Below are 25,437 nucleotides of genomic sequence, written 5' to 3'. Positions count from 1 at the left end.
CAAGAGGAAAAAGGCGCGGGAAACCGCGCCTTTTTCATTTTCTGGTGAAAGGCAGTGCATGGTTAATGGGGAATTAACCATCGCACGATTAGGATCAGCCCGATTCATTGTGCTCGGGCGTCTTTGCCCACAGGCAACATTTATATGGTTCGGGACAGGCTTTATGCAGCAAGGATATTCGCCCTCATACCCGTTGCGCGACGAGCGGGTTTCGGAAGACAGGCTGAAACTGGCCAATATCTTCCGCAGGCAATTCTATATCCTGTTCGGTCTGGCGCTGCTTTCGCTGGCCGCTATGGCGGTGGGCGCGCTTGCAACGTGGAATGTTGCCGATCCCAGCCTCAGCCATGCAACGGATAATCCGGTTACCAATGCTCTTGGCTATCCGGGTGCGGTTTTCTCCGATCTTGCCATGCAGTTCTTTGGCCTTGCCAGCGTTCCGGTTCTGCTGCCGCTGGTGGTCTGGTCGCTGTTGCTCATGACGCGCGGCGGGATCAGCCGTGTCGGCCGGCGCAGTCTGGCATGGATGGGGGCTGCGCTTTTGTTTGCAGCCATTGCAAGCTGTTTTGCTGTTCCTTCAAGCTGGCCGATGCCAATTGGTCTTGGTGGTGTGTTTGGCGATATGGTGCTGCGCCTTCCGGGCCTGTTTCTGGGCGCATTTCCGCAAGGTGCGATCGCATCCGGCATTGCGCTGGTGCTGGTTTTCCCGGCACTCTGGCTCTGCCTGTTTGCCAGCGGGATCATTGGCCGCCGTGAAGCGCTCGTTGATGCCGGCTCCGCGCGGGGTGCATCGGCTGGCGATGATTTTGCCGAGGACGAAGATCAGGAGGATGAGACATCATCTGGCGGCTTCTCTGCATTTGTCGGGGCTCTCACCCATACAATTTTCAGCGCTTCGGCGACTTTCAGGCGTTGGACCGGTATCAACCGCCGCAAGCAGCGCGAAGATGAATATGGCGATATGCGCAGCAAGCGCGCAAGCGCGCAAGCGCGCAATGGTTCGCGGCGCGAGCCGGGCTTTGATGGTGCCTCTTCGGAAGAACCGCCGTTCGATCTGGATGATCCGATGGACGGAGCGCCGCTTGCGGGTGAAGAATGGCACGATGCGCCGCCGCAGCGTTCTAAAGCGCGCGTCGGTGAACGCGCGCCTGCACCAAAGAGCGGCGCACGCATTCAGCGTGAAGCGCAGACATCCTTCCTGAAAGAAGGTGGTGCATTTGAAATGCCATCGCTGCATTTTCTTGCTGAACCAAAGCTTGTGCAGCGCGACGCATCCCTGTCCAAGGATGCGCTTGAACAGAATGCGCGGCTTCTGGAAGGTGTGCTGGAAGATTTCGGCGTGCGCGGCGAGATCATCAATGTGAAACCGGGGCCAGTCGTAACGCTTTATGAGCTCGAACCGGCCCCCGGCATCAAATCATCGCGCGTGATTGGTTTGGCGGACGATATTGCTCGCTCAATGAGCGCCATTGCTGCGCGTGTGGCTGTGGTTCCGGGCCGCAATGTGATCGGTATCGAATTGCCGAACCAGAAGCGCGAAATGGTTTACCTGCGCGAAATGCTGGCGAGCCGTGACTTTGAACAGACCAAGGCAAAGCTTGCGCTGGCGCTGGGCAAGACCATCAATGGTGAGCCGGTGATTGCCGACATTGCGAAGATGCCGCATGTGCTTGTGGCCGGTACGACGGGCTCGGGTAAGTCGGTTGCGATCAACACGATGATCCTGTCGCTGCTTTATCGCATGACGCCGCAGGAATGCCGTCTGATCATGATCGATCCGAAAATGCTGGAGCTTTCGATTTATGACGGTATCCCGCATCTGTTGACGCCGGTTGTGACCGATCCGAAGAAGGCTGTGGTCGCGCTCAAGTGGACCGTGCGCGAGATGGAAGACCGCTATCGCAAGATGTCGAAAGTGGGCGTGCGTAATATTGACGGCTTCAATCAGCGCGTCGGTCAGGCACAGAAGAAGGGCGAGCAGATTGCCCGTACCGTGCAAACCGGATTTGACCGAAATACTGGCGAAGCGATCTATGAAACCGAGCAGCTTGATCTGGAGCCAATGCCCTACATTGTCGTGATTATCGACGAAATGGCCGATCTGATGATGGTGGCGGGCAAGGACATTGAAGGCACGGTGCAGCGTCTGGCACAGATGGCGCGTGCGGCGGGTATCCATGTCATCATGGCAACGCAGCGCCCATCCGTCGATGTCATCACCGGTACGATCAAGGCCAATTTCCCGACCCGTATTTCGTTTCAGGTTACATCCAAGATCGACAGCCGAACCATTCTGGGCGAGCAGGGTGCCGAGCAGCTGCTTGGTCAGGGCGATATGCTGTTCATGGCCGGGGGCGGCCGCATTCAGCGCGTGCATGGCCCCTTTGTGGGCGATGACGAGGTGGAACATATCGTTCAGCACCTGAAACTTCAGGGTGTGCCGGAATATCTGGATGCGATCACTGAGGATGAGGAAGAGGATGAAGGTGGCGGTCCGGCCGGAACATCGAACCTTGAAAATTCCGATGATCCTTATGATCAGGCTGTGGCTGTGGTGCTGCGTGATAAGAAGGCTTCGACGTCCTATATCCAGCGTCGTTTGGGTATTGGCTATAACCGTGCGGCTTCGATTATCGAGCGCATGGAAGAAGAAGGGATCGTCGGCCCTGCCAATCATGCCGGTAAGCGCGAGATACTGGTGCCGACCTGTGACGATGATTTCTAACTGAAATCTCATCGGCTTTCTGTTGCCACACTCGCGCCTAACTGCCCGATTATTTTACGAGAATGAAGAAAAAAGAGAATTTGCCGATGATGATCTCCCGTATTGCTGCATTCGTGAAAGCAAGCCGTTTTGCGGCCATCCTCGGATTGGGAGTTTTGAGCATTGGCGCGGCTTCTCCGGCTTTTGTGCCCGTTGCGGCGCAGGCACAGGGCGTAAGCGGTGCTGCTGCTGCGCAGCAGATTGCGGATCATTTTTCCTCACTGCGCACATTGACCGGTGAATTTGTTCAGTTCGGCCCCAAGGGCGAACAGACGGGCGGCACGTTCTATCTGGAACGTCCGGGCAAGATTCGCTTCAATTACACCGATTCCCCGATCCGCGTGATTTCGGATGGCAATCAGGTTGTTATCAACAACCGAAAGCTCGACACGTGGGATATGTATGCGCTGGGAACCACCCCGCTCAAAATGCTTCTGGCGGACCGGATTGATTTGGGCGGCGGTCGTCTTCAGAGTGTGAAGCAGGACCCGGACATGACCACGCTTGTGGTGGGGGACAAGACAGCATTTGGTAATTCAAAAATCACCATGATGTTTGATCCCAAGACCAAGGATCTCAAGCAGTGGACCATTACCGACGCGCAGGGCCTCGATACCACGATCATGGTGTTCAATGTTCGCAGCGGTGTCCGCTTCACGGATGATATGTTCAAGATCGATTATCAGCGCATCGCAATGAAACGCAAAGGCCAGTGATCTTTATTCCTGAGGTTTGCATTTATCGGATAAATCGTTAGGTTCGCGGCCATCTTCTGATGGCTGTGAGTCTTTCCCCATGACGTTTTCTGTTGCTACCTGGAACATCAATTCCGTTCGTCTGCGCATGCCGCTGGTCGAACAGTTTCTGAGCGATTATCAGCCGGATGTTCTGTGTCTTCAGGAAACCAAATGTCCCGACGATCATTTCCCTTCAAAAGGCTTTCGCGCGCTTGGCTATGAGCATATCGCGATCAGTGGCCAGAAGGGCTATCACGGCGTTGCGACCATCTCGAAACGTCCTTTGGGCGATGTCGAGAAAATCGGTTTTTGTGAGATGGGCGATTGCCGTCATCTGAGCGCTGTGGTGGAAGCGGGTGGCAAAAAGCTGCGCATCCATAATTTCTATGTGCCTGCCGGTGGTGATGAGCCAGACCCGGAAATTAATCCAAAATTTGCCCATAAGCTTGGTTTTCTTGAGGAAATGCGAGCGATTGTCGCTGACAGGCAGGATGGACATTCCTCGATCCTCGTGGGTGATCTCAACATCGCACCGCTTGAAAACGATGTCTGGTCGCACAAGCAACTGCTGAAAATTGTAAGCCATACGCCGATTGAAACCACAACGCTGGAAGACCTTCGTGTGAAAGGCGGGTGGAGTGACTTGATGCGGCAGGCGATTCCGTCCGATCAGAAAATCTACACCTGGTGGAGCTATCGCGCCAAGGATTGGGATGCCGCTGATCGTGGTCGCAGGCTTGATCACGTCTGGGGTTCGGCTGATCTGGAAGCGCATATGCAGGGGCTTCAGGTTCTGCGCGATGCGCGTGGCTGGGATCGTCCGTCTGATCACGTACCAGTGATTGCGACATTCGATCTGGATTAAGATCGCGTTCGGACTTATATAGAGTTGAGTTTAAAAGAGGAGAAAAGAGCAATGGATCGTGCGGCACTGTTTTCAATGACCAGTGTTTTCAACGTTTCCGAGGCTCATCATGTCTTCTCTTCTCACGCTTCAGGATGTTTCAGCGCGCACGGCTGACGGCCGAATTCTCTTTTCTGGCATCAATTTCAGCATCACCGAAGGTCGGATTGGCCTCGTCGGGCGCAATGGTATTGGCAAATCCACGCTTTTGAAAATCATGAGCGGCGATCTGCTGCCAAGCAGTGGAACGATCACGCGCACCGCCCGGATCGGCGTGCTTGCGCAGAATATTGGTAGTGATGCGCAAAAGACGTTGGCCGATCTTTTTGATGCACGTGATGCCTTTGACAGAATTGGGCGGATTGAAGCGGGCGAGGGGTCGGATGCCGATTTCGAACAGGCAGACTGGTTGTTGCCGCAGCGCTTTGACAATGCTTTAAAGGCCTTTGCACTTTCGCTTTCGCCGCAAAGTCTTCTCTGCGAATTGAGCGGCGGACAGCAGACACGCGCAGCACTTGCCGCGCTTTTGTTTCAAGAGCCTGACCTGATTTTGTTGGATGAACCCACCAACAATCTTGATCACGATGGCCGTCAGGCTGTCGCGGATATGCTTGCCGGATGGCGAGGGGCGGCTGTGGTGGTCAGCCATGATCGTGCATTGTTGCAGGTGATGGGTGCGATCGCCGAGCTTTCGCAAGGCGCGTTGACGCTCTATGGCGGCAATTGGGATTTTTATCACGAGAATAAAGAGCGGGAGCGGGAAGCGGCTGCGCGCGATCTGGAATTGGCGCAGCGCGATGTGAAGCAGGTCCGGCTCAAGGCACAGGACGCCAGTGAACGACAGGCAAAAAGCGATGCGCGCGGGCGCAAATCCCGTGCCGATGCGGGTATGAGCAAGATGGCACTTGATGCGCGTGCCGATAAGGCACAGAAGACCGGTGGTCGTGGCGATGCATTTGCAGAGCGCAATGCCGAGCGTGCCCAAAGCCAGCTTAAGGAAGCGGAAGCAAAGGTCGAACGCATCAAGAAAATGCACTTCCATGTTGATGGATCGCTTTCGCCTTCCGGGCGTGTGCTGCTTGAAATGCTCAATGTTTCGGGCGGCCCTGTGCCGGATAACCCCGTCATTCGGGACGTCTCGCTGAAAATCGTCGGGCCGGAGCGTATTGTCATTCGCGGTGCAAACGGTGCGGGTAAAACCTCGTTGCTGCGGTTGATCACAGGTGATTTGCAGCCCGTTTCGGGCGAGATCAAACGCTTCGTGCCGATTGCCATGTTTGATCAGCAGATGAGCCTGATGGATCGTGGAGCAACGCTTTATGAGAATTTCCGCAGACTGAACAAGGAGGCGAGCGATAACGATGCTTACGCAGCACTGGCGCGTTTTTCATTTCGCGGAGAGAGTGCTGCGCGCCTTGCAGGAGGCTTAAGCGGTGGCGAATTGTTGCGTGCAGCTCTTGCCTGCATTCTTTGTGGAACGCTGAAGCCTGAATTGTTGATCCTGGATGAGCCGACCAACCATCTTGATCTGGATTCCATTCAAGCGCTGGAAACCGCCCTGAATGCGTATGAAGGTGGGTTGCTGCTGGTCAGCCACGATCAGACATTTCTCGATGCCATCGGTATCAAGCGGGTCATTGAGTTATGATGTTAGTCGTTGGCGCCAAATTGTGGCGCGACCTTTTCGATGTCGGCAATGAGTTGCAGCAGGTTTTTGCTGATATGCGTATGCAGTGACGCTGCGGCTTCTGGATATTCTTCCAGAATGCGCCGGAAAATGGCGCGGCTGATGCGGATGACTTCCGTTTCTTCCTCGGCAAAAGCGCCGGTCAGGCGTGTGGTCTGTGCAATCAGCGCCATTTCGCCCAGCATCGCACCGGGTTCAACGGGGCGGATTGTAATCCGCCCTTCGTCGGTATCGTGAAACAGTGTGATTTTGCCAGACACGACGATATAACCGCAATCAGCACTCTGGCCTTCGCGAAACAGTTCACGACCGGCGCGCAGCACAAGACGCTCTGCACCAAAGGCGAGCAGACGCAACTGTTCGGGTGAGAAAGATTCGAACAGACCTACTGAGCCGAGAATGCGGATATCGTCATCGAGCGCCATAGCTTGTCATTACACTCGTAACAGGCGCTGTCCATCATGGGACAAGTTTGTATCCCCCGCTTTCTGTAACCAGAAGCGATGCATTGGACGGATCCTTCTCGATTTTCTGGCGCAGACGGTACACATGGGTTTCCAGCGTGTGGGTCGTGACACCGGAATTATAGCCCCAGACTTCTTCAAGCAGCACATCACGGCTGATGACCTTATCGCCTGCACGATAGAGATACTTGATGATCGCTGCTTCCTTTTCGGTCAGGCGAATCTTGCTGCCCTTTTCATCGATAAGCAGCTTCTGGCCTGGCTTGAAGGTGTAAGGTCCGACGATGAATGTCGCGTCTTCGCTCTGCTCGTGCTGGCGCAGCTGTGCGCGGATGCGTGCCAGCAGAACGGCGAATTTGAATGGCTTGGTGACGTAATCATTTGCCCCTGATTCGAGGCCGAGAATCGTATCCGATTCGGTGTCGTGACCGGTCAGCATGATGATCGGAGCCTTGAAGCCGCCCTTGCGCAGAAGTTTAACCGCTTCGCGTCCGTCCATATCCGGCAGGCCGACATCCATGACCAGCAGATCGACAATACCGTTACGGGCGCTCTGGATGCCCTTGGTGGCGTTGTCTTCCTGAAGAATCTGGAACTCTTCGCACAGTTCAAGCTGTTCGACGAGGATGGAGCGGAGATCTTCATCATCGTCCACGATCAGTATTGTACGACCTGTCATGCCTGTCCTCGTTACTCTTTGATTCAAATAGTGGTTGGTGTTTTATGACATTTAATCGCGGTAAGTTGAAGCCGTGAAAAAATGAGAGTGTTTTTTAAGCATTCGTTTAAACTTTATCAGCGGGCAGAAAGCGGAGGCAGGCTTGACCAGAAACCAAAAAAGCCACGGCATTGGCATTATCGATGTAAGGGCAAAACCTGGCCACAGGACGCGCGGCATGCTTGTTGCAGGCAATTTGGTGCTCCAATGTGCGCTTGGCAAGGGGGGAATCAGCGCTTTTAAGCGCGAGGGCGATGGTGCCACGCCGCTTTCGTCCATGCGATTGCTCTATGGCTATCGGCGTGGAGATGCGGGTCATCTGCCTTTGTCGCGTCTGCCTTTGCGACGCGTGCGTAAACTCGACGGCTGGTGTGACGCGCCAAAAGATCCGAATTACAATCGTCCGGTGAATCTGCCGTTTAAGGCAAGCCACGAGAAGATGTGGCGCAATGACGATGTTTATGATGTCTGTATTGTGATGGATTGGAACATTCGCCCATGCAGGCGCGGCTGCGGCAGCGCGATTTTCTTTCATCTGGCGCGGCCGGGATTTACGCCGACTGAAGGCTGTATAGCCCTCAAGCGCGCCGATATGGCGCGCCTCCTGCCGCATCTGACCGACAGAACGGTGGTTCGCGTTTTGCGGTGATCAGTGCGCTCCGGCAGGAACGATTTTCACCTCGTTGCCTTCGGCATCGAAGAGCTTTCCGTTCTGAACATAATCGCCATCATGCAGTTCTGCGATCTGATGGTGGCGAATGATGCGTTCGGTGCCTTCGGCAAAAACGGACATCTGGTTTGAATTGCCGCCTTTGAACTCATTGAACATCAGGTTGAGCGCGATTGCCATCAGGGCCGCAGAACTGATGCCCGAATGGAAAATGGTTTCAAACCAGCCCGGGAAGTGATGGTAGAAGTCCGGCGCTGCAATGGGGATCATACCGAAACCGATGGAGGTTGCCACAATGATCAGATTGATGTTGTTGTGATAATCGACCTTTGAAAGCGTGCGGATGCCGCTTGCAGCAACGGTTCCAAAAAGCACGATTCCGGCACCGCCCAGCACGGAGGGGGGGACACAGGCAATGACACGTCCCATCACAGGCAGGAGGCCGAGCGTGATGAGAATAAGCCCGCCTGTTGCCACCACATAACGACTTTTCACCCCGGTTACGGCTACAAGACCGACATTCTGCGCAAAGGCGCTTTGGGTGAATGAGCCGACAACTGGTGCCAGAATGCTTGATGCCATATCGGCCCGCAATCCATCGCCCAGACGGCGCGAGTTGACTTTGGTTCCCAGAATTTCGCCAACGGCCAGAATATCGGCAGAGGTTTCCACCAGTGTGACGATGATCACGATGAACATGGACAATGTGGCCGCAATGCTGAAAATCGGCCAGCCGAAATGGAAGATTTCCGGCAGCGCCATAAGAGGGCCTTCAGATATGCGGGAAAAGTCGGTCATGCCGAGTGCCCACGCAATCCCTGTTCCGATGACCATGGCAAGCAGGATGGAGAGGCGGGAAATCGTGGCATTGCCGACTTTGCTCAGCAAAAGCACGATCAGCAGTGTAAGCCCGGCGAGACCGATATTGCCCATGCTGCCGAAATCTGGCGCTTTGCTGTTGCCACCCATGGCCCAGCGGGCTGCAACAGGCATCAGCGTGAGGCCGATGGTGGTGATTACAATGCCAGTGACGAGCGGCGGAAAGAAACGTGTCACACGCGAAAAGATCGGTGTGATGAGAAAGCCGATCACCGATGCAGCGATGACGGCTCCGAGTACGACCTGAAGCCCCGCTTCTCCTGTTTGAGCTGATGTGACGATGGCCACCATGGTGGCAACACCGGCGAAGGACACGCCTTGAACCAGCGGAAGCTGGCAACCGAAAAACGGAATGCCGATGGTTTGCAGAACCGTTGCCACGCCGCCTGCAAAAAGCGAGGCGGTGATCAGCAGGCCGACTTCGCTGGCACTTAGACCTGCTGCCTGACCGATAATCAGTGGCACGGCGACAATACCGCCATACATGGTCAGAACATGCTGGAAGCCATAGGCCAGATTGGCGGCAATGGATAGTTTTTCATCTTCGGGACGTGGATTGACCGCCATCCCGGTTGGGTGTGTATTCACGTTTATCCCTCCCGATGTCTCTCCTCAAAGACAGGGGGCGAGTATATCCCTCATCGGCCAACGCACTGCATGGGTTTTTCTTGAAGTTGTTTTCGATGCGAGCGGGTGAATGCGTTTATGTGGATGCGTTGCGCATTGCATCACCAAGAACGGTAAAGATATAAGGCTCTATTGATTGCGCAACATTGAAACGCAGATAGCGTGTTGCCTTTCGCGAGGGACTGAAAACATCGCCCGGTGCCAGCATGACGTCTTTTTGCAGGGCATAGCGCGCGATCTTGCCTGAATCCATCCCTTCGGGCAGCTGCGCCCAGAGAAAAAGACCACCCTGCGGCTCTGTCCAGAGTTCAAGCCCTGCTGCTTTGAGCCGGTTGGCGGTCATGGTCATCGCATCGGCAAGCTTTGCGCGCAGGCTGTCGATATGGCGGCGATAGGTGCCATCGGTGAGCAGCGTATGGACGATTTGCGCAGACAAAACATTGCTGCTGAATGAGGTTGCAAGTTTCAGATCGGTCAGGCCGTCGATCCAGTCGTGGCGTGCGGCAATGTAACCAACGCGCGCCGCAGCCGAGAGTGTTTTTGAAAAACTGCCGATATGCAGAACGCGGTCAAAGCCGTCGAGTTCAGCAAGCAGCGGTGAGGGGGATGGATGAAAATCACCGAAGATATTGTCTTCAACCAGTTTGATATCATGCAGTTCTGCAAGTTTCAGCAAACGGTGTGCCGTTGCAGGCGTCATGATACCGCCGGTTGGATTGTGCAGCCCTGCATTGGAAATATAGAGCTTTGGTGCGTGTTCTTCAGCCACTTTGGCGAAGGCATCCAGATCGGGGCCGGAATGCGTATAGGGAATGCCGATGAGTTTGACGCGATGCGAAAGAAGTGCTGCCTGAAAATTGAAATAGCAGGGATCATCCACGAGCACGGTGTCGCCTGGTTGCAGCAGAAAGCGGCAGATAAGGTCGATGGCATGGGTGCCGGAATCGGTCAGCAATATATCGCCGCCTGACATATCGATCCCTTGTTCGGACAGCTTGCGGGCAAGATGGTTTCGCAAAGGGCGAAAGCCGAGCGGTTCACCATAGGTGACAAGATTGCTATTTTCATCGCGGGCGATGGCGCGCATGGCCCTGCGGATGCCTTCGAGTGGCAACCATTCATCGGGTAGCCAGCCGCAACCCGGCTTGTAAGTCTCGCTGTGCGCTTCAAGCGATTGCCGCATGACCCAGAAAGGATCAATCTGCCTGTCCTTGTATGGCATTGTTGCGGTTATGGTGAAGGGTTGGCGCGCGCGCTCAGAAACATAAAAACCCGCACCGCGGCGCGATTGAATAATGCCTTCCGCAACCAGACGGTCATAGGCTTCGACCACGGTTGATTTTGAGACGTTCATCGTGTCCGCCAGCCGGCGAATGGATGGCAGACGGGCACCGGGAGCAAGGCTCATCGCGGCGATGCGGTCGCGAATGATGGTCATGACCTTTTCGACGAGCGGCATTTTTTCAGATGCGGCTTTTTCATCGCTGTGTCCGCCAAGATAGGCGGCCTCAACGGCTTCAAGACTGCGCAAAAGGCCCTTTGAAATCATCTGTATCATCCTTTGTATCGGTACAGTTTAGCAGAATTGTCTGCAAATTGTCTCTGATCAATTGGCCGCATGGGATGCACATATGGAAAATCACCTAACAAGTTTGATGAAGGTCGAAAAGACGCAATGAGCAAAACAGCGGGTTGGATTAACGGTTTTCTGGGGGTTCTCATTTTCAGCGGGTCACTGCCGGCCACACGGCTGGCGGTGATCGATATCGACCCGACTTTTTTGACGATGGCGCGAGCATCGATGGCGGGCCTTATTGGCCTTGTGCTGTTGCTTGCCTTTCGTGCGCCATTTCCGCGCTCTCAAGACATTGTTTCCCTGCTTGTTGTGGCGCTCGGTGTGGTGGTGGGCTTCCCGCTTTTGACCGGTCTTGCGCTGCAACATATGACCTCAGCCCATGCGATTGTCTTTATCGGCCTGCTGCCGCTTTCGACGGCTTTGTTTGCGGTGCTGCGCGGCGGTGAGAGACCGCGTCCTTTGTTCTGGCTGTTTTCAGTTGCTGGCGGTGTCATCGTCGCATCCTATGCTTACGGTCAGGGCAGTCAGTCAACATTGCTGGGCGATATGCTGATGCTCGGCGCAATCATCGTTTGCGGACTGGGATATGCCGAAGGCGCAAGCCTTTCACGCAGGCTCGGCGGCTGGCAGGTGATCTGCTGGGCGCTGGTCTTCTCGTTGCCGATCATGCTGCCGCTCAGTATTCTGATGCGTCCTCAAACATGGGGGCATATCGGTGCAATGGCATGGGGCGGACTTGCCTATGTTACGTTATTTTCAATGCTGATCGGCTTTTTCTTCTGGTATCGCGGGCTTGCGCAGGGCGGTGCTGCGGCTGTCGGCCAGCTGCAATTGTTGCAGCCATTTTTCGGGCTGATGCTCGCTGCATCCATCGCGGGTGAGCCGGTGAGCATGGGAATGGTGATGACCGCTGGTGTGGTGGTGCTGTGTGTGGCTGGCGCGAAGAGGTTTGCCTAAATAAAAGCTTGTCGCCCAAAAGTGGGAACCGGTTTTGGGAACATCGACAAGCGCTATAAGAATGTCCAGACGGTTGTGCGCTTGACCTCTGCATCTTCAAGAGCGCGTGTGACAGGCACCGTATAGACGGCAAGCTGCTCAAGCCGCTGTTTGGGAAGATAGGCGCGGCCCGGATCGCCGACGATGATGCGGGCACCACGTGCAGCAAGCTTTGAAAACCACGGAATCAGACGATCTGCGAGTGGCTTTTCATAGAACACATCGCCCGCAAGCACGACCTCCCAGCCATGATCCTGATCGATCAGGTCGGTGAGTGTCGGGGTAATGGCAACGCTGTTTGCAGCCGCGTTGATTTCGATTGCCGGTAGCGCAAAGGGGTCAATATCGGATGCGGTAACGCTTTTTGCGCCCGCCTTCATCGCGCTAATGGCGACGAGACCCGAGCCGGATGCGAAATCCAGCACGGTTTTGCCTGCAACTGCCTTCGGATGATCGAGAATATAGCGTGCAACACCCTGACCGCCTGCCCAAGCAAAAGCCCAGAAGGGCGGCGGCAGGCCGATGGTTGCCAGTTCTTCCTCGGTTTTATGCCAGAGGTCGTGGGCTTCATCGGCCAGATAGAGGCTGATTTCCGGCACATGCGGTGGCGCTTGCAGGCCGGTATTGGCCAGTATGAAATCGCGCGTGCTTTTTTGTGCCGGATCAAGCATCAGATGTCTTTGGCATCCAGTCCACCCATACGGCAGACTTCAATCCACTCGTCTTCTGTCACTGGTTGCACCGAAAGACGCATGGAGGTGACGAGCGCCATTTTTTCGAGCTTTGGATTGGCTTTTACATCCTTGAGCGTGACAGGTTTTGGCATGTCGCGCACGGCCTTGATATCCACACAATCCCAGCGCGGATCGTCCGTGGTGCTGTCAGGATGTGAAAGGGCGCAGACTTCGACAATGCCGACCACTTCCAGACCTTCGTTGGAATGATAAAAAAAGCCTTTGTCGCCGAGCTTCATGGCGCGCATGTTGTTGCGTGCGAGATAGTTGCGCACACCGTCCCACTGCTCGCCTTGTTCACCACGGGCTTTCTGCATTTCCCATGACCATTTGAAGGGTTCGGACTTGAACAGCCAGTAAGCCATTATTCTACCTTCAAGCGTTTGCAGGATTGTTGATGGCCCAGTTCCACGGGCGCACGCTCACATCAGCAAAAAGACCGGCCAGTGCGTAAGGGTCATTGGCGCCGATCTTTTCGGCTTCTGCCTTTGAGGCTGCTTCAACCACGACGAGGCTGCCATTTGGCTTGCCGTCTTCGCCGAGGAAAGGACCTGCGAACTTCAGCGTATCACCAAGGCCCTTGAGATAGTCGAGATGCGCCGGGCGCGTATCAAGGCGTACTTGCAGATGGTCAGGCTTGTCGTTGCACAGAAGAGCAAAAAGCATGTTTAATCCTCGGTCTTGAGTGGTCGGTTAAGAAGAGCCGTCACAGCTTCATCAATCGTTGTTTTTCCTGCAAGAAGGGCTGCAACCGCCGTGATGATCGGGGCTGGAACACTATATTTTCTGCAAAGTTCGGCTGCGATGGGAGCTGTTGCAACACCTTCCGCCAGGGGGCGGTTGGTGAGGTCTTCGCTACGTCCCAAAGCCAGTCCGTAAGAATAATTGCGTGACTGCGATGACGAACAGGTCAGCATCAGATCGCCAAGGCCGGAGAGGCCCATGATGGTTTCAGGCTTTGCGCCCATGGCAAGTGCTACACGGCGCAGTTCGGCAAAGCCGCGTGTGACAAGTGCTGCCTGAGCACTCGCACCATAGCCACGCCCGATGGCGGCCCCTGCTGCGAGAGCCAGCACATTTTTCAGTGCGCCACCGATCTCAACGCCCTTGAGATCGGTGGTCGAATAACAGCGGAATGCGGGGCCGGAGAGCGTTGCTGCCAATTGATCGGCAATGGCGGCATTTTCGCAGGCAATGGTTACAGCCGTTGGCAGGCCGCGCGCCACATCGGTGGCAAAGCTTGGGCCGGAAAGGGCTGCGATTTGATGATCGGGCAGAACGTCGGCCACCACTTCTGACATCAGCCGGCCGGTGTCGCGCTCAATGCCCTTGGCGCATAAAATGACGGGCGCCGATTGCGGAATGAGACGGCTCAAGTCCAGAAGACCTTTGCGCATGGACTGTGCCGGAATGACGGCGAGGATTGCATCGGCATTTTCAAGCACAGCCTGCGCATCCGTGCTGGCGCGAATACCGTGCGGCAGTTCGATCTCGCCAAGATAAGCAGGGTTGCGGCGCTGGGTGTTTATATGGTCAACGGTTTTGGCATCACGGGCATAAAGCCATGTGTCATGGTTGCCTGTGGCTGCCATGCTTGCCAATGCCGTGCCCCATGCGCCACCGCCCAGAACGGCAATTTTTGCGCGCTTACTCATGCCTTTGCTCCGCGGCGTCCGGTGCCGAACATGGGTGCTGATTTTTCATCCAGCGGCCAGCGTGAGCGTGGCGCGAGATTGAGCGAATCAGGGCCTTTGGTTGCAGCACGCTCAGCACCTGCCCAGGCGATCATCGCCGCATTGTCGGTACAGAGATTGAGTGGGGGGGCAATGAAACTGAAACCGTGCTTTGCGCAAAGCTTTTCAAGCGAGGTGCGCAAGGTCTTGTTGGCCGCAACGCCGCCCGCCACGATCAGCGATGGTGTTTCGCAATCCGGGAACTCCAGCTTAAAACGCTCCAGCGACCGCTTCACCCGATCCGACAATGTGTCGGCAACCGCATCCTGAAACGAGGCGCAGATGTCTGAAACATCCTGATCGGACAAGGGGCTAAGTTCTGTTGCCGTCTGGCGCACAGCGGTTTTGAGTCCGGAAAACGAGAAGTCGAGCCGGGCTTCGCCTTTGAGCGGTCTTGGCAGCGCAAAACGCTTGGGGTCGCCCTGTAACGCCATGCGTTCAACAGCCGGTCCGCCGGGATAGGGCAGGCCGAGCAGCTTGGCAGTTTTGTCGAAAGCCTCGCCCAGTGCATCGTCGATGGTCGTGCCAAGGCGTTCATAATCACCAAGGCCGCGCACCAGAACCATCTGCGTGTGACCACCGGACACCAGCAGCAGCAGATAAGGAAATGGAAGATCATCCGTCAGTCGCGCAGTCAGCGCATGGCCTTCCAGATGATTGACCGCATAAAACGGCTTGTTTGCAGCCATGGCTATGGCCTTGGCGGTCATCAGGCCGACAATCAGCCCGCCGATCAGGCCGGGACCGGCAGTCGCAGCGATTGCGTCCACTTCATCAAGCTTGAGATTGGCGTCTTTGAGCGCGCGTTCGACCAGCCGGTCGAGCGCCTCGACATGGGCGCGCGCAGCGATTTCGGGCACCACGCCACCATAAGGTTCATGTTCGGCGATCTGGCTGAGCACGACATTGGACAAAATATGCCCTTTGCCGCTATCGTCCCGTTCAACGATGGCGGCGGCTGTTTCGTCGCAACTTGTCTCTATTCCAAGAATGCGCATTTGCGGTTAGACCCTGTCTATCTCGTAATCTTACTTAAAATATTTGAGAAACCCGGTATCATGGACGGCGCGATATGCAAACAGCATCCTTGAAGATTGGCACCAGAGGCAGCAAGCTTGCGCTTGCGCAGGCTTATGAAACGCGCTCGCGTCTGATCGCCGCGCATGGTCTTGATGAAGATGCCATCGAAATCGTGCCGATGTCCACTGCGGGGGATCGTATTCAGGATCGTCCGCTGTCGCAGGTGGGCGGCAAGGGGCTTTTTACCGAAGAGATCGAAGCCGCACTCAAAGAGGGTCGCATTGATCTGGCTGTGCATTCCACCAAGGACATGCCGACTGTTCTGCCGGAAGGTCTTCATCTTTCCACATTTCTTGAGCGCGAAGATCCGCGCGATGCTTTTGTTGGCCGCACCTCAAAACGGTTTCTCGATCTGCCGCGGGGCGCTGTCGTCGGCTCGTCGTCGCTGCGCCGCCAGGCAATGATCAAACGCCTGCGTCCTGACCTTCAGGTGGTGATGTTTCGCGGCAATGTCCAGACACGTCTGCGTAAGCTTGAAGAGGGCGAAGTGGACGGCACATTCCTGGCCTGTGCCGGTTTGAAGCGTCTTGATCTCGCCGACGTGATCACTGATCTGTTGGACCCTTTAATCTTCCTGCCAGCACCGGGACAGGGGGCAATTGGCATTGAAAGCCGCATTGGTGATGAGAAGATCGACGCGCTGCTAAAGCCTTTGGCGCATCACGACACACATGTGGCGCTGGCCTGTGAACGCGCCTTTCTGGCAACACTTGATGGCTCATGCCGTACGCCGATTGCCGGTCTTGCACGTGTTGAGGGGGATAAGGTCTCGTTCCGTGGCTTGATCCTGACACCGGATGGCCGTGCCGCGCATGAGGTCACGGCAGAAGGTTTGGCTTCGGACGCAGCCGAGCTTGGCTCAGATGCCGCCAAGCGTGTGCGTGCGCAAGCAGGCCCACAGTTTTTCGAGGGCTGGGAGTAACATTGGCGCAAAAGCGAAACGCAGTGACCGGCGGTCGTGTTTTGATCACACGGCCGGAACCGTCGGCGTCAGTGACGGCGGCAAAGCTTGCTGATCTTGGCTTTTCGCCGGTTTTGCTGCCTGTAAGCCGGACCATCGCGCTTGAATTTTCAATCAAGAATGAGGCTTTCGATGCGCTGGCAGTGACGAGCGCCAATGCCTTTCGGCATGTTCCCACCGAATATCTTGAATCGTTGAAGGCATTGCCCTTGTTTGCGGTGGGCGAAGGCACAGCAAGGGCAGCGCAGGACGCGGGCTTTCAGACTGTGATCGAAGGCGGTGGTGATGCGGTGCATCTGGCTGCAACGCTTGCCGGGCGCCTGCCGAAAAGTGCCAGACTTCTTTATCTTGCCGGTCGTGTGCGCCAGTCCATATTTGAGGACAGGGTTTCAGAGGCCGGGCTCAATATGGAGCTCTGTGATGTCTATGATATTGAGGCAATTGATTATTCAGCCAATGAAATCAGTGCGCTTTTCAAGGACGGTCCATTTGTCGCGGTGCTGCTCTACTCCGCAGTTGCTGCACAGCGTTTTGTGGAAATAATGCAGAAATGTCAGTTGCAATTTCATGCGCAGTTGGATGCTGAAACCCGGTTTTTCTGTATTTCTGAACGTGTTGGCCGTATGCTGCCAGAGGAATGGCAGGCGAGGCGGCTTGTTGCCGATCATCCGGATGAGCGTGGTATTTTTCGTTTGTTTTCCAAACTTTGACTCTTTTCCGGGCAACCTTCCTTCATCTGACGATTTTATCTGATAAGCTCTGAAGCACCTGATAGGCGAATACGAGAGGACCCATGGCGAAATCCGGCACTCCGCGACATTCCAAACCGGCAACCAAGCCTGTGACGATCAATCTTGATCCGTCAGATGTTAAACGCGTCGATGAAGACAAGACGGCTCAAGCGACACCCAAGGCCGAACCTGTCGGGGATTTTTCTCAGAAAGCCGATGCCAAGCCTGGCAGCGCTCCAAAACCAGAAGCCTCAAAAACAGGGCCCCAAGTGGAAAAGCCGCCCTTTACCGCAGGTGTTAAGCCGGACGTATCGAAAGATATGCCCCGTTCTGGCGCATCGGTGCCGCCTGTGAATGAAAAGAAATCCGGATCGACCGGTGCCTATCTTCTGGCGAGTGTTGCGGGTGGTGTGATTGCGCTGGCCGGATTGCTCGGATTGCAATGGGGCAATGTCGTACCTTCGCCGGGCGCGCGTGTGACGGCAGAGCAGCTTGCGCATATTGAGCAGCAGATTGCAGATTTGCGCAGCAATCCAGTGCCTGCGCCGCTCGATGCTGCAAGCAAAACTCAGCTTGCCGATTTGCAGAAGAATGTCGAAGCGGCTGAGATCAAGGCGGAAGCCGTTGCCGGAAGCCTGACGGAGGTTCAGCAGCAGATTGCGGCCTTGCCAAAGGCAGGCGAGAGCACGGCGGTTTCCGCCGATGTTTCAGCTTTGACCGAACGGCTTGCATCGCTTGAGCAGCAGCTCAGTCACGCGAAGAATCAAGCCGATCAGGCCGCGGCGGGCGTTTCCGGCAATAGCGGCACGATTTCGAACCTTGAACAAAAGCTTGTATCGCTTCAGGACAAAGTGAGTGAAAGCGCACGCCAACCCGATGCATCGGTATTGATTGCAGCCAATGCGTTGAAGACAGCGATTGATCGCGGCGGATCGTTCAGGGCCGAGCTTGATACCTTTACATCGGTTGCTCCGCAGGGCACATCCGTTGAAGATTTGGCGGCTTTTGCCGACAAAGGCGTGCCGACGATTGCCGATCTCAATGCATGGTTTGGGCCTGTTGCCAACACGATCATCGCCACGGAAAACAAGCTGCCTGCCGATGCGGGGATCTGGGATCAGCTGGTTGCCAGCGCCAAAGGGCTTGTCAGTGTGCGCCCTGTTGCCGGTAATGTCAGCGGAACAGGTGTCGGGCCGATAACGGCGCGTATGGAAGCAGCACTACAGGCTGGTGATCTTGAGCGTGCGGTTTCGGAATGGGAGCAGTTGCCTGCCGATGCCAAGGCTGTTTCGGAAGAATTTGCAGGCCAGATGAAGGCACGGCGTGATGCCGACGCGCTCATCCAGCGTCTTGTGAGCGAAAGCCTCAAGCCAAAGACCGCAACAGACGCTCCGGCGCCAAATTAGGGAGGCGTCCATGCTGCGTGTGATTCTTTACTTCGCTATCGTTGTTGTTCTGGGATTTGGCTTTTCGTGGCTTGCGGATCGTCCCGGCGAACTTGATGTCACCTTTGCAGGCAATCATTACAATGTGCCGCTGATTACCGCTGCTGCCGGTGTTGTGGCACTTGTTGCTGCAATTTTAATCCTTTGGTGGCTGATCAAAAGCATTATCCAGTCACCCTACACACTGCGCCGGCATTTTCGTGCGCGCACCCGTGATCGGGGTTATCAGTCGCTTTCGACCGGGCTGATCGCCGCTGGTGCCGGGGATGCGGAAGCTGCGCGCCGCATGACGAAGCAAGCAGCGAAGCTTCTCAATTCCGATCAGGAACCGCTGATCAAGCTTCTTGAAGCCCAGACGGCCATGCTGGAAGGGCGCACGGATGACGCCCGCAAGGGCTTTGAAGCGATGATTGAGGACCCGGAAACCAGGCTTTTGGGCTTGCGGGGCCTTTATATCGAAGCGCAACGTGTCGGTGCGCGTGAGGCCGCTCGTCATTATGCGGCGGAAGCCGTCAAAGAAGCGCCGCAGCTTGAGTGGGCATCGTCTGCTGTCATGGGGCAGCTTTGCTCGGATGGCGATTGGGATGGTGCCTTGAAGCTCGTTGATGCGCGCAAACAGGCATTGGCGCATGGAAAAGACGTGGTGAAAAAGGAGCGTGCAGCGCTTCTCACGGCAAAGGCCATGGCGAGTATCGATGTCGACCATGCGCAAGCCAAGGCGAATGCACTTGAAGCCAACAAGCTGGCTCCTGATCTGGTGCCTGCGGCAGTTGCTGCAGCGCGTGCGCTGTTTGCCGATGGCGAAGTGCGCAAGGGCTCTAAAATTCTCGAAGCGGCATGGAAGCGTTCGCCGCATCCCGATATTGCTTCGACTTATGTTTATGGCCGGGCCGGCGACACGGTTCAGGATCGCCTGAAACGGGCAAAGCATCTGGTGGCGCTACGCTCCAACAACGCGGAGGGCAGCCTTGCGCTGGCACGTGCCGCCTATGAGGCGGGTGAGTATCGCTTGGCGCGTGAGAATGCCGAACAGGTCTTGCGCGGCGCGCCGCGCGAAAGCGCTTATCTGTTGCTTGCAGATATTGAAGAGGCTGAAACGGGCGATCAGGGCAAGGTGCGGCAGTGGCTTGCGCAGGCGGTTAAAGCGCCGCGTGATCCGGCGTGGACGGCAGACGGCTATGTGTCTGAGCAATGGTCACCGGTGTCTCCGCTCACAGGTCGCCTGAATAGCTTTGAATGGAAAGTGCCAGTCGAGCAGCTTTCGCCGGTGATTGAAGTGGAAAAGCCGGAAATCGCTGAGGCTGTTGCTGACAGCAGCCCAGAAAGCAAGGCAATCGTTCCGGTTGAGAAACATGCGCTAAAGCCGAAATTCGAAGATGTGGTTGAGGCGGAAGTTGTTGTGCCGGATGCGGAACCGGTCAAGATAAAGCCGGAGCCGGTTAAGCCTGAAATTAAGCAGGTTGAGAAGCCAGCCGTTCTGGATGTTGTTGACCCCGACATCGAAGATGACAGCAAGAAACGCCCCGGTCATATTGTTGTTGACGATCCCGGTGTGGATGAAAACAAGGCCGCTCAGAAGAGCCAGAACAATGGTTTGCGCCTCTTCTGACCCCAATATTGTTGCTTAAACACCACGCTTGTACCGCCTTGCGCTGCTGAAACGCAGCCAAGGCGCTTTGACGTCTTGTGCCTTGTAACCATCTCGCTAGTTTCAATGCTTCTAAAGAGCGTTTCGCGTTTTTCGGGATGCGCTATTTTGTCGAAACTGTTCCTGTAGTGAGGGTGAATGTTCGATCGTCTGCTGGATTTTTTAAAAGAGTTGCCGGGCAATGGTTTGCGAGAGCGCGGCGAGAAATTTTCCGAGGATGATCCAAGACTGGCTGCCGCTGCACTGATGTTTCACATCATGGATGCGGATGGGGATGCGCGTGAAGTGGAGCGCGCCAAGCTTTCGACCATGCTTTCGCAGAAATATGGCTTGAAAGGCGATGCACTCAAACGGCTCATTCGTGCTGCCGAAGAAGCCGATCAGGAATCAATCAGCCTGTCGGATTTCACCTCTGTTCTCAAACGCCATCTCGACTATCAGGCGCGTCTCGATTTCATCGCGCTGATGTGGAACATCGTCTATGCGGATGGTGTTGCCAGCGAAGTTGAGGTGGATGTGATGTGGCGTGTGGCGGAGCTTATCGGCATCAAGGCCGAGGATCGCGACCAGATTGAAGCGCAGGTTCAGGCTGGAAACAAAGCTGCGCCTCAGGCCTGATACAACGTTTTCGTGCGCGGATTGCTCCGCACTTTGCGCATTTGCCGTAACTGCTCTGATATCTGTCCCGAAGAGGCTGGTTTTCGGGACAGATTTGTCAGGGGACTGATCAGTCCTTGCCGAGCAGGCCTTTCCAGATGATTGCACCGATGGCTGCGCCAATCAGCGGTGCGACCCAGAACAGCCAGAGCTGATTGATTGCGCCGGTTTCAGCAAACAGCGCTGCGGCTGACGAACGGGCCGGATTAACCGACGTATTGCTGATTGGGATCGACACAAGATGGATCAGCGTCAAAGACAGACCGATGGCAATCGGCGCAAATCCCGATGGGGCTGATGAAGACGTCGAACCCAGAATGACGATCAGGAAAAATGCCGTCAAAACGGTCTCGGCAATCAGTGCCGATGTGAGGCTGTAGCCGCCGGGCGAAAGTTCGCCATAACCATTGGATGCAAAGCCACCGACCGTGAAACCGCTTTTGCCGGTTGCGATCAGGTAGAGAATGGTTGCCGCAACCACGCCGCCCAAAATCTGTGCGATCCAGTATGGGATGAGGTCTTTGGCCGGAAAGCGCCCTGCGACCATAAGGCCGAGCGATACGGCCGGATTGAAGTGGCCGCCGGAAATGCCCCCCACAGCATAAGCCATTGTCAGCACCGTGAGACCGAATGCAAGAGCGACGCCCGCAAAGCCAATGCCGAGTTCGGGATAGGCTGCCGCGAAGATTGCGCTGCCGCAACCGCCGAAGACGAGCCAGAACGTTCCAAAAAATTCCGCAGACAGTTTGTTCAACATGGAAGCCCCTGTGTTGTTGCAGTGATAAATGCCAATGTGATTCATATCTATAAATATATATCCAAGTTTTTTGGTACATAAAATGTGTTATGTTTTTATTATAGTTTATTAGCATCCGTTTATATTGAAGGGGCGATAGTAAGTTATGGACTGAATTTCATTTATATTAGAAATCGCTGTTAATAGCGTAAATCGTGAAAAATAGCCCTGAACAGCCCTTAAATTGGCCATTTTACGGCCTTAATTTAAATCGCTGTGATCGCGTGTGTTGCATATTGCGGGGGTACGTGCACACACGCTATAAGTGATTTTCATGCAGCTGATTGCGATGAAAATGTATTTTGCAAAGCGGGTGTTTCGTGGGCATTAGAGGGAGTTGCCAGCCTTGAATATTCAATCTGAGGCACGAACATGCAGATTGATTCTGCAATCCGTGATGGTTATTGCCCTGGGTGCGGTTGTGTCAGGTTGTGCCGCCTCGGCATGGTCTGAAACCGTTCGGATCGACAGCAGGCCTGCCATGCCGACAGAATGTGCCGGTTGGCAGCGGATCGATCTCAAGCAGCGAACGGCCATGGTCCTTCTGCGCGAAGATGCTCGTCTTGCAACGGACATCGATGCCCATAATCTTAAAGGTCGCCATCTCGGCTGCTGGGAATAAGTCTTTTTGCAGATTTGACGCGTTGGGATGTGCTTAAAGCCGATGCAGGCTTTGGCGCATCATGTTCTGTTGCGCCTGTCCGCATATTTGCCTGAATGTTCTGCATTATAAAAACACAATGCGCGCGCAATTTTTATAGATGATTCTGCCCGAATTCACTTCAAATTAACCTCACATTAACCATGGAGGTTAAAGGTCATTCTGATATCGATTTCATCCGCAGCCTTATCAGTATGCGGACAATTTAGAGAAGCACAGCGGTGATACGTTTCGAGAATGTCGGCCTGAGATATGGCATGGGGCCAGAGATCCTCAAGGATGTCAGTTTCCATATTCCGCCGCGTTCCTTCCAGTTTCTGACCGGACCTTCGGGTGCCGGCAAGACCTCTTTGCTGCGCCTGCTGTTCATGGCGCTGAAACCAACGCGCGGGCTTATCAATATTTTTGGCAAGGATGTTGCGCGTCTTGATCATAAGCAGGTGCCTCTTCTTCGTCGACGCATCGGTATTGTATTTCAGGATTTCCGTCTTCTCGACCATATGACAACCTATGAGAATGTTGCGCTGCCGTTGCGTGTGCGCGGCAAGGAGGAAGCGACCTATCGTCATGAGGTGGAAGAACTTCTGCACTGGGTCGGGCTTGGTGACCGGATGAACGTGCTGCCGCCTGTTCTTTCGGGTGGTGAAAAACAGCGTGCAGCGATTGCACGCGCGCTGATTGATCAGCCGGAACTGCTGCTGGCGGATGAGCCGACCGGCAATGTTGATCCGCCGCTCGCCAAGCGTTTGTTGCGGCTTTTCACCGAGCTTAACCGCTCCGGAACTGCGGTCATCATCGCAACGCATGATCTTTCCCTGATGGAACAGGTCAATGCGCGGCGCATGATTCTCGAACATGGGCGGCTCGATATTTATGACTGATGCTGGCAGAAACCGCCCAAATGCTTTCCGCAAAATGATGGATGATGTGCGCATACGCTTTGAGGATCTCAAGGATATGCTGCTGGTGCGCATCGGTAAACGCAGAAAGCGTCAGGGGCCAAGCCCCATTGTGCCCGATGGAAGCGTAACTGGCACGGCGCTCGTTGCGGTGATTGCGATCATGACCTTCCTTGCCTGTCTCACCCTTGGCGGTGTCACGCTGGTGCGCGCGTCGGCTGCGCAATGGCAAAGCCAGATTGCGCGGGAGGCGACCATTCAGATCCGCCCAGTCGATGGTCTTGATATGGAAAAGGCGCTTCAGGATGCAAGCACCATCGCACGCGGTTTTGCCGGGGTGAAAAGCACAGGTATCATCGACAAGGATGCGACGGCGCGTCTGCTTGAGCCCTGGCTTGGCAGCGGACTCAATATCGATGAATTGCCAGTGCCGCGTCTGGTTGTCGTGACGATTGACGAAAATTCACCACCGGATTTTGAAACCATGCGGGCGGAAATCACCCGCGCCATTCCAAGTGCGAGTTTTGACGATCATCGCACATGGGTCGACAGGCTGGTTTTGATGGCCAACACCACAGTGCTGATCGGAACCGGTGTGTTGTCGCTGGTGATTGCGGCGACAGTGCTGACGGTTATCTTTGCAACCCGCGGTGCCATGTCCGGCAATGGGCATATTATCGAAGTTCTGCATTTCATCGGTGCCGAATCGAAATTCGTTGCGCGTGAGTTTGAATGGCATTTTTTCCGCACAGCCCTGAAAGGCGCGCTGTTTGGCGGAATGGCCGCGATGCTGGTTTTCCTTGTGTTTTCATGGTGGGCATCCCGGCAGATAGCGACACCTGCCGGTGATCAGGCAGCGGCGATGTTTGGCAATTTCGCCATTGGCCGCGATGGCTATATTGGCGTGGGTGCGATCATCCTTCTGGTGAGTGTGCTGACCATGCTGACCAGTCGTTTGACGGTTGTTCGTCAGCTTGCCACGATGGACGGTCCGGGGGTGCGTGCCGAATGACTGTCTTTTTTGCCAGTAGCGGCCGGAAGATGCGAATTTCCGGTAAGTTTCCGAGTTATCGCCGCAATGATGGTTATGATAACAAGCGAAATACACGCGACTTTCAGAAGACGGCATTGGCAGGGTATCCAGAAAGTACAGATGCAGAGGCAGCCAGAGACGCGAAAAGCCATTCCGGCGCTGTTGCCCGTGATTCGGCAACGGGTGTTGTGGTGTGGCGCCGCAGCCATACAACGGATGCACCACCGGCTCTTGCGCCTGTGGTGGGTAAATTTTTGTGGTCAGTCCTGATGCGTGTATTTCGACGACTTCAGCCGGTTTCCATTGTTCTTTTTCTGGCTCTTGTTGCCTTCCTGATCGGCTTTGTTGCCTTCAGTGAGAAAGTCACCAGCATGCAATCGCCGGTGATAGCAGAATCGGCTGATGCCATTGTGGTTTTGACAGGTGGTCAGTCACGCATAAAGGCAGCGCTTGATCTTCTCGAAGAAAAGCAGGGCAAGCGCTTGCTGATCAGCGGCGTGCATCCATCGACCACTGAAAAATCCTTGCAGCGTGCCACGCAATTCGACCAGAGCCTGTTTGATTGCTGTGTTGATCTCGACCGGTCCGCACTCAACACGGTGGGCAATGCAACGCAGAGCGAGCGCTGGATTCGCAACAACAATTATCATCGCGTCATCGTGGTCACTAATAATTACCATATCCCGCGCAGCATTCTTGAAATGTCCTATCGTATGCAGGATGTGGAATTTGTTCCTTATCCGGTCGTCAATACCGAAAGTCGCCCCCATAGCTGGGTTGCCGAGGGCGACACGCTGCGGGTTCTGTTCATTGAATATGTGAAATATCTCGGAGCAGCCATGCGTGTGGGTGGAGCGAAGATCTTGGATAGGCTCTTTGGCTGATACAGAATTGAACATTGTGTCGCGGGATTTCCTGATGGAAATTCCAAAACTTCCTGATATATCGGTTTCCGCAGCTTTCATGGGAAAGCTTTTTGTTTTTACGCATTCTCCTCTGCAAAACCGCTACGCACTTTTGCTGGACATGCTCTAAAG

At 55.1% G+C, this 25,437-nt stretch carries 25 protein-coding genes; 15 read left to right on the top strand and 10 right to left on the bottom strand.

Annotated features, from left to right (window positions below; all coding sequences use genetic code 11):
• Positions 1 to 163 precede the first annotated feature (163 nt).
• The 4 genes from ABE530_RS12860 (at position 164) to ABE530_RS12845 (ending at position 6,053) form a co-directional block, all read left to right on the top strand.
• Entirely contained in the window at positions 164 to 2,725 is a 2,562-nt protein-coding gene (locus ABE530_RS12860; protein ID WP_499694754.1) for a DNA translocase FtsK, read from the top strand.
• A gap of 86 nt (positions 2,726 to 2,811) precedes the next feature.
• Positions 2,812 to 3,480, top strand: coding sequence for an outer membrane lipoprotein carrier protein LolA (locus ABE530_RS12855; protein ID WP_265982353.1), 669 nt, complete (start codon positions 2,812 to 2,814; stop codon positions 3,478 to 3,480).
• 79 nt (positions 3,481 to 3,559) lie between these two features.
• A complete protein-coding gene (locus ABE530_RS12850; protein WP_499694753.1) occupies positions 3,560 to 4,366 on the top strand; it encodes an exodeoxyribonuclease III in 807 nt (268 codons plus the stop codon).
• Between the two features lie 109 nt (positions 4,367 to 4,475).
• Positions 4,476 to 6,053, top strand: coding sequence for an ABC-F family ATP-binding cassette domain-containing protein (locus tag ABE530_RS12845; protein WP_499694752.1), 1,578 nt, complete (start codon positions 4,476 to 4,478; stop codon positions 6,051 to 6,053).
• A 2-nt stretch (positions 6,054 to 6,055) separates the two neighbouring features.
• Here the strand turns inward: ABE530_RS12845 and ABE530_RS12840 are convergent, their stop codons facing one another.
• Positions 6,056 to 6,517: a cyclic nucleotide-binding domain-containing protein gene (locus tag ABE530_RS12840; RefSeq protein ID WP_265982350.1), complete on the bottom strand. Its 462-nt coding sequence runs from the start codon at positions 6,515 to 6,517 to the stop codon at positions 6,056 to 6,058.
• Positions 6,518 to 6,551: 34 nt separating this feature from the next.
• Positions 6,552 to 7,235 carry a response regulator OptR gene (optR, locus tag ABE530_RS12835; protein ID WP_265982349.1) on the bottom strand — a complete coding sequence of 228 codons (684 nt, stop codon included), beginning with the start codon at positions 7,233 to 7,235 and terminating at the stop codon, positions 6,552 to 6,554.
• A 217-nt stretch (positions 7,236 to 7,452) separates the two neighbouring features.
• Here optR and ABE530_RS12830 point away from each other — a divergent pair, with 217 nt between their 5' ends.
• The gene (locus ABE530_RS12830) at positions 7,453 to 7,923 is read left to right on the top strand and encodes a L,D-transpeptidase family protein (protein WP_499694805.1); all 471 of its coding nucleotides are present in this window, start codon (positions 7,453 to 7,455) and stop codon (positions 7,921 to 7,923) included.
• On the opposite strand, the gene ABE530_RS12825 is transcribed toward ABE530_RS12830, so the two are convergent.
• Both ABE530_RS12825 and ABE530_RS12820 read right to left on the bottom strand, forming a co-directional pair.
• Positions 7,924 to 9,390, bottom strand: a complete 1,467-nt coding sequence (locus ABE530_RS12825; RefSeq protein WP_499694804.1) for a nucleobase:cation symporter-2 family protein — start codon at positions 9,388 to 9,390, stop codon at positions 7,924 to 7,926. It lies immediately after the preceding gene.
• Positions 9,391 to 9,526: 136 nt separating this feature from the next.
• Positions 9,527 to 10,999 carry an aminotransferase-like domain-containing protein gene (locus ABE530_RS12820; RefSeq protein WP_499694751.1) on the bottom strand — a complete coding sequence of 491 codons (1,473 nt, stop codon included), beginning with the start codon at positions 10,997 to 10,999 and terminating at the stop codon, positions 9,527 to 9,529.
• A gap of 126 nt (positions 11,000 to 11,125) precedes the next feature.
• Here ABE530_RS12820 and ABE530_RS12815 point away from each other — a divergent pair, with 126 nt between their 5' ends.
• The gene (locus tag ABE530_RS12815) at positions 11,126 to 11,983 is read left to right on the top strand and encodes a DMT family transporter (protein WP_265982345.1); all 858 of its coding nucleotides are present in this window, start codon (positions 11,126 to 11,128) and stop codon (positions 11,981 to 11,983) included.
• A gap of 53 nt (positions 11,984 to 12,036) precedes the next feature.
• Here the strand turns inward: ABE530_RS12815 and ABE530_RS12810 are convergent, their stop codons facing one another.
• The 5 genes from ABE530_RS12810 to tsaD are packed head-to-tail and all read right to left on the bottom strand — an operon-like array spanning position 12,037 to position 15,487.
• Positions 12,037 to 12,693 (bottom strand): class I SAM-dependent methyltransferase, encoded by a 657-nt coding sequence (locus ABE530_RS12810; protein WP_499694750.1) that lies wholly within the window; start codon positions 12,691 to 12,693, stop codon positions 12,037 to 12,039.
• Complete coding sequence (locus ABE530_RS12805) at positions 12,693 to 13,121, bottom strand: EVE domain-containing protein (protein WP_265982343.1); 429 nt, start codon at positions 13,119 to 13,121, stop codon at positions 12,693 to 12,695. Before ABE530_RS12805 ends, ABE530_RS12810 begins: the two co-directional genes overlap by 1 nt.
• A 10-nt stretch (positions 13,122 to 13,131) precedes the next feature.
• Positions 13,132 to 13,422: a YciI-like protein gene (locus ABE530_RS12800; protein WP_265982342.1), complete on the bottom strand. Its 291-nt coding sequence runs from the start codon at positions 13,420 to 13,422 to the stop codon at positions 13,132 to 13,134.
• A gap of 2 nt (positions 13,423 to 13,424) precedes the next feature.
• Positions 13,425 to 14,411, bottom strand: a complete 987-nt coding sequence (locus ABE530_RS12795; protein ID WP_499694749.1) for an NAD(P)H-dependent glycerol-3-phosphate dehydrogenase — start codon at positions 14,409 to 14,411, stop codon at positions 13,425 to 13,427.
• A complete protein-coding gene (gene tsaD, locus ABE530_RS12790) occupies positions 14,408 to 15,487 on the bottom strand; it encodes a tRNA (adenosine(37)-N6)-threonylcarbamoyltransferase complex transferase subunit TsaD (RefSeq protein ID WP_499694748.1) in 1,080 nt (359 codons plus the stop codon). Before tsaD ends, ABE530_RS12795 begins: the two co-directional genes overlap by 4 nt.
• A 74-nt stretch (positions 15,488 to 15,561) precedes the next feature.
• On the opposite strand from tsaD, the gene hemC reads away from it, so the two are divergent.
• The 5 genes from hemC to ABE530_RS12765 all read left to right on the top strand — a co-directional run bounded on the left by hemC (position 15,562) and on the right by ABE530_RS12765 (position 20,972).
• Positions 15,562 to 16,491, top strand: a complete 930-nt coding sequence (gene hemC / locus ABE530_RS12785; RefSeq protein ID WP_499694747.1) for a hydroxymethylbilane synthase — start codon at positions 15,562 to 15,564, stop codon at positions 16,489 to 16,491.
• 2 nt (positions 16,492 to 16,493) lie between these two features.
• On the top strand, positions 16,494 to 17,240 hold the full coding sequence (locus tag ABE530_RS12780; protein ID WP_499694746.1) for a uroporphyrinogen-III synthase: 747 nt from the start codon (positions 16,494 to 16,496) through the stop codon (positions 17,238 to 17,240).
• 83 nt (positions 17,241 to 17,323) lie between these two features.
• Positions 17,324 to 18,667, top strand: a complete 1,344-nt coding sequence (locus ABE530_RS12775) for a COG4223 family protein (RefSeq protein WP_499694745.1) — start codon at positions 17,324 to 17,326, stop codon at positions 18,665 to 18,667.
• A gap of 10 nt (positions 18,668 to 18,677) precedes the next feature.
• Positions 18,678 to 20,315, top strand: coding sequence for a heme biosynthesis protein HemY (locus tag ABE530_RS12770; protein ID WP_499694744.1), 1,638 nt, complete (start codon positions 18,678 to 18,680; stop codon positions 20,313 to 20,315).
• 177 nt (positions 20,316 to 20,492) lie between these two features.
• Positions 20,493 to 20,972, top strand: coding sequence for a tellurite resistance TerB family protein (locus ABE530_RS12765; protein WP_499694743.1), 480 nt, complete (start codon positions 20,493 to 20,495; stop codon positions 20,970 to 20,972).
• Between the two features lie 109 nt (positions 20,973 to 21,081).
• On the opposite strand, the gene aqpZ is transcribed toward ABE530_RS12765, so the two are convergent.
• A complete protein-coding gene (gene aqpZ / locus ABE530_RS12760) occupies positions 21,082 to 21,768 on the bottom strand; it encodes an aquaporin Z (RefSeq protein ID WP_265982332.1) in 687 nt (228 codons plus the stop codon).
• 385 nt (positions 21,769 to 22,153) lie between these two features.
• Here aqpZ and ABE530_RS12755 point away from each other — a divergent pair, with 385 nt between their 5' ends.
• The 4 genes from ABE530_RS12755 (at position 22,154) to ABE530_RS12740 (ending at position 25,284) form a co-directional block, all read left to right on the top strand.
• Positions 22,154 to 22,429, top strand: coding sequence for a hypothetical protein (locus ABE530_RS12755; protein ID WP_499694742.1), 276 nt, complete (start codon positions 22,154 to 22,156; stop codon positions 22,427 to 22,429).
• Between the two features lie 296 nt (positions 22,430 to 22,725).
• Positions 22,726 to 23,349 (top strand): cell division ATP-binding protein FtsE, encoded by a 624-nt coding sequence (ftsE, locus tag ABE530_RS12750; RefSeq protein WP_265983798.1) that lies wholly within the window; start codon positions 22,726 to 22,728, stop codon positions 23,347 to 23,349.
• A gap of 34 nt (positions 23,350 to 23,383) precedes the next feature.
• Complete coding sequence (locus ABE530_RS12745) at positions 23,384 to 24,379, top strand: cell division protein FtsX (RefSeq protein WP_499694803.1); 996 nt, start codon at positions 23,384 to 23,386, stop codon at positions 24,377 to 24,379.
• Positions 24,376 to 25,284, top strand: a complete 909-nt coding sequence (locus ABE530_RS12740) for a YdcF family protein (protein ID WP_499694741.1) — start codon at positions 24,376 to 24,378, stop codon at positions 25,282 to 25,284. The genes ABE530_RS12745 and ABE530_RS12740 overlap by 4 nt, the downstream gene beginning before the upstream one ends.
• The last annotated feature ends 153 nt before the right edge of the window (positions 25,285 to 25,437 follow it).

It is taken from the genome of Brucella sp. TWI559, from assembly GCF_039674265.1.
Taxonomy (GTDB): Bacteria; Pseudomonadota; Alphaproteobacteria; order Rhizobiales; family Rhizobiaceae; genus Brucella; species Brucella chromiisoli.
Note: the sequence above shows the minus strand (reverse complement) of the source record. Positions and strands in the feature narration are given on the sequence as shown.